The organism is Microbacterium sp. CPCC 204701 (assembly GCF_004010105.1).
Classification (GTDB): domain Bacteria; phylum Actinomycetota; class Actinomycetes; order Actinomycetales; family Microbacteriaceae; genus Microbacterium.
Window position 1 is genome coordinate 1 of record NZ_RRYE01000328.1, and the last position, 3,368, is coordinate 3,368.

Consider the following 3,368-nt stretch of genomic DNA (forward strand, 5'->3'; position numbering starts at 1 on the left):
GGCGGGCGTCGACCCGCAGGGCCGGGCGAGCGTGGATGCCTCGACGCAGGGCATCACGATCGGCGTCGCCGCGCCCAGCGAGAAGCTGATCGGCGTCTCGCCCGACGGGCGCCTCGTGCTGTGGGACGGCACGAGCGGCGCTGCCCCCATCGTCGCCGGGATCGCCGCGCTCGTGCGCGCGGCGCACCCCGATCTCGACGCGAGCAACGTCATCAACCGCATCCTCGAGACGGCACGCCCGGCGCCCGGCACGGCCTCGGTGCCGGACCCGCTCCTGTATGGTCAGGGACTCGTGGATGCCGCGGCCGCCGTGTCGGCGTCCGTCCCGGCGGTCACCGAGAACCCGATGGGCAGCCTCGAGGAGTGGGTGCGCCTCTACCGGCGCGCTGACAACCCGTCGCTGCCGCCCGAGCCGGTTCCGACCGCGGAGGTCCCGCCGCTGCCGCACGCCGAGCCCGCGACGCCGGCGGAGTCGCCGCTGCTGCCCGATCGCACTACGCTTCTCTACGGCACCCTGCCGCTCTCGGTGCTCACGGCGGCGGCTATACTGGTGGCGCTCGGCGTCACCGCAGCTGCCCGACGCATCCGATTGGCGTCCCGCGCGCCGAGCCGCTGACACAGGAGGAGTTCTCCACTCGTGACCAACACCGTGCCCAAGATCCTCATCGTCGGTGGCGGCTACGCAGGCTTCTACACCGCCTGGAAGCTCGAGAAGGCCCTGCGCAGGGGCGAGGCGGAGGTGTCGATCGTCGACCCGCTGCCGTACATGACATACCAGCCGTTCCTCCCCGAGGTTGCGGCGGGGTCCATCGAGGCGCGCCACTCCGTGGTCGCGCTGCGTCGTCACCTCAAGCGCACCGACGTCGTCGCGGCGAAGGTGACCGGCATCGATCACGCGAACAAGGTCGCGACGATCACCCCGATCGCGGGCGAGCCGTACGAGTTCGCCTACGACCAGATCGTGGTCACCGCCGGCGCCGTCTCCCGCACCTTCCCGATCCCCGGCATCGCCGACAACGCGATCGGGCTCAAGACGATCGAAGAGGCGGTCGCGATCCGCGACAAGCTCATGTCGAACTTCGACAAGGCGTCGGTCCTGCCTCCCGGTCCCGAGCGCGACCGGCTGCTGACCGTCGTCGTCGTGGGCGGCGGGTTCGCCGGCATCGAGGTGTTCGCCGAGCTGCGCTCGCTCGCCTCGTCGCTGGTCAAGAGCTACCCGCAGCTCACCTTCGACGACACGCACTTCCACCTCATCGAGGCGATGGGGCGCATCATGCCCGAGGTGTCGCTGAAGACGAGCGAGTGGGTGCTGAAGAACCTCGCCCAGCGCGGTGCGTCGGTGCACCTCGACACCCAGGTCACCGGCGCGGTCGGCGGCAACGTCGAGCTGTCGACCGGTGAGGTCATTCCGACCGACCTGATCATCTGGACCGCCGGCGTCATGGCCAACCCCACGGTGGTTCGCGGCAGCGACCTCCCCGTCGAGGAGCGCGGTCGCATCCGCACCCGCGCCGATCTTCGCGTGGGCACCGAGGACGAGATCGTCGAGGGGGCATGGGCTGCCGGCGACGTGTCGGCCGTCCCCGACCTCACCGGCGGCGGTGTCGGCGGCTACTGCGTGCCGAACGCCCAGCACGCCGTGCGCCAGGCGAAGCTCCTCGCGAAGAACCTCGTCGCCGTGCTGCGCGGCGAGCTGCCGCGCGACTACGTCCACAAGAACCTCGGCGCCGTCGCGGGCCTGGGCCTGTGGGTCGGTGTGTTCCAGTCGGGCAGCATCGCGCTCAAGGGTCCGATCGCCTGGCTCGCGCACCGCGGCTACCACGGCCTGGCGATGCCGTCGTGGGAGCGCAAGTGGCGCGTGCTGTGGGGCTGGTGGAACAACTTCTGGCTCGGCCGCGACCTCGTGAACCTGTCGACGGTCCAGAGCCCGCGCTACGTCTTCGAGGAGTTCGCGGCACGCCCGCGTCCGCCGCAGCCGGTCGAGGCGGCCGAGCCCGCCAAGAAGCCGGCCCCGCGCAAGAAGCCCGCCGAGAAGGTGGCAGCGGGCAGTTGAGCTTCGAACGGATGCCGCGACCGGTCTGAGAGGATGGGTCGCGGCATTCGCGTTCCTGCGGAAGGCGATCGCCCCCGTAGCCCAACCGGCAGAGGCAGGCGACTTAAACTCGCCACAGTGTGGGTTCGAATCCCACCGGGGGTACGCGACGCACCCCGCGCTTCGTCGGGAGCGGTGCCGTGCGGGCTCTAGGCTGGAGCGCATGCGCGCGCACCCGAAGCGGGCCGTATGAGCCTTGACCTGCTGTCCGTCCCTCCGGGGACGAAGCCCTGGAAAGATCCGGCGTCCTACTGGGGCGCCATGACCCGTGCCCTCGAGGCGGTGAGCGGCCCCGTCGCCGCGATCAACCTCCAGGCGCTGCGATTCAACGCCCTCGATCTCGTGGTGCGCGCCGGGGGAGTGCCGATCCGCGTCGCGAGCAAGTCCGTCCGCGTGCGGGAGGTGCTCGACGCGGTGCTGGCGCTGCCGGGGTACCAGGGCATCCTCGCCTTCACCCTGCCCGAGGCGCTGTGGCTCGCCGACACGCACGACGACGTCGTCCTCGGCTATCCGACGGCCGATCGTGCGGCGATCGCGTCCCTCGCCGGCGACGAGGTCGCCGCCTCTCGGATCACCCTCATGATCGACGACGTCGCGCAGCTCGATCTCGTCGACGCGGTCGTGGGCCCCGCCAACCGCTCCGTCCTCCGCGTCGCGATCGACGCCGACGCGTCATGGCGCGCTCCCGGGCTCGGGCACATCGGCGTGCTCCGCTCGCCCGTCCATGAGGCGGCGGAAGTTGCCGCGCTCGCGCGAGCGATCGCCGCGCGGCCAGGGTTCCGGCTCGTCGGCCTCATGATGTACGAGGCGCAGATCGCCGGGCAGGGAGATGCCACGGGCTCCGGCGACGCCGTCATCCGCTGGATGCAGCGCCGCTCGGCGGCCGAGCTGCTCGACCGCCGTGCGGCGATCGTCACCGCCCTCCGCGACATCGCACCGCTCGAGTTCGTCAACGGCGGCGGAACCGGGTCGCTCGAGGTCACGGCATCCGATCAGTCCGTCACCGAGCTCACCGCCGGAAGCGGGCTGCTGGCCGGCCACCTCTTCGACGGCTACCGCGCGTTCGACCTTGCACCGTCTGCCGCGTTCGCCCTCGACGTCGTGCGCAAGCCCGCGTCGGAGGTGGCGACCGTGCTCGGCGGCGGATGGATCGCGTCGGGACCCGCCCTCGAGTCGCGGCAGCCGCGACCGGTGTGGCCGGAGGGGCTGCGCATGGCGCCCCGGGAGGGGGCGGGCGAGGTGCAGACGCCGCTGCGCGGCGACGCCGCCCGAGGTC

The 3,368-nt window shown here is 71.9% G+C and carries 3 protein-coding genes and 1 tRNA gene; all 4 read left to right on the forward strand.

The features are described 5' to 3' along the window. Positions 1 to 616 (forward strand): S8 family serine peptidase (locus tag EIO58_RS14790; protein ID WP_164861741.1); only part of this gene is annotated, 616 nt, incomplete at its 5' end. Between the two features lie 21 nt (positions 617 to 637). Further along, positions 638 to 2,053 carry an NAD(P)/FAD-dependent oxidoreductase gene (locus tag EIO58_RS14795; RefSeq protein ID WP_446723933.1) on the forward strand — a complete coding sequence of 472 codons (1,416 nt, stop codon included), beginning with the start codon at positions 638 to 640 and terminating at the stop codon, positions 2,051 to 2,053. 70 nt (positions 2,054 to 2,123) lie between these two features. Beyond that, positions 2,124 to 2,197: transfer RNA gene (locus EIO58_RS14800), tRNA-Leu, on the forward strand. 84 nt (positions 2,198 to 2,281) lie between these two features. After that, positions 2,282 to 3,368, forward strand: a 1,087-nt coding sequence (locus EIO58_RS14805) for an alanine racemase (protein ID WP_127820165.1), incomplete at its 3' end; no start/stop codon positions are given.